At 43.1% G+C, this 747-nt stretch carries 1 protein-coding gene; it reads right to left on the bottom strand.

What is annotated here, in order from left to right:
* Positions 1–747: serine hydrolase domain-containing protein (locus BPMYX0001_RS26145; RefSeq protein WP_033799415.1), on the bottom strand; the 747-nt coding region annotated here is incomplete at both ends.

Raw genomic sequence — 747 nt, 5'->3', positions numbered from 1 at the left:
TTGGGTTATAATAAGTAACGTCTTTTAGCTCACTTGCTCCGTCTGGTTGGACATATCCACGGGCATGGTTGGTGCCTGGAATAACGCTTGAATTGCCAGGTAGGAATGTATTCGACAATTCAAGCGGTTCAATAATCCGATTTTCAATCTCTTCCGCATAGCTGTTTCTGGTTACTTTTTCAATAAGAATACCCAGTAATACATATCCTGTGTTTGAATAAGACCATCCATCTCCTGGGGAAAAGTCTGGGGGCAGAGAAATCCCCATCTTCACTAACTCTTCAGCCGTATACGATTTTTTTGTATCCGTAAAATCAGCGTCTTTTGACCTTGAGTATTCAGCGATACCACTTGTATGGTTCAATATGTGCCGAATAGTAATCTTGTTACCATCATATCCATTTCCTTGAATGGCACCAGGCAACCATTTTTCGATGTAGTCGTCTAGATTCAGGCGATTCTCTCCAGCTAATTGAAGTATAACCGTTGCGGTGAACGTCTTCGTCACACTCCCAATGCGAAAGCGAAAATCTGTTTTCATTGGCTTCTTGGTTCTCAGATCCGCTATCCCAGCGGCATACCCCCACGTTTTTCCACCCTCAGAAGTTTTAGCAAGTATCCCCGGGTATCCAAGTTGCAATGTATCCCGCATTGCTTGCTTGACGGAAGTACGATCTCGTTGAGTATTTGTTTGTAACGAACTAGATACATTTTGAGTGGGCTCTGCTTTTACAATTGAGGTTGGTG

Source organism: Bacillus pseudomycoides DSM 12442 (assembly GCF_000161455.1).
Classification (GTDB): Bacteria; Bacillota; Bacilli; order Bacillales; family Bacillaceae_G; genus Bacillus_A; species Bacillus_A pseudomycoides.
The sequence above is the reverse complement of the archived record's forward strand: the minus strand, read 5'-3'. Positions and strand labels throughout refer to the sequence as shown.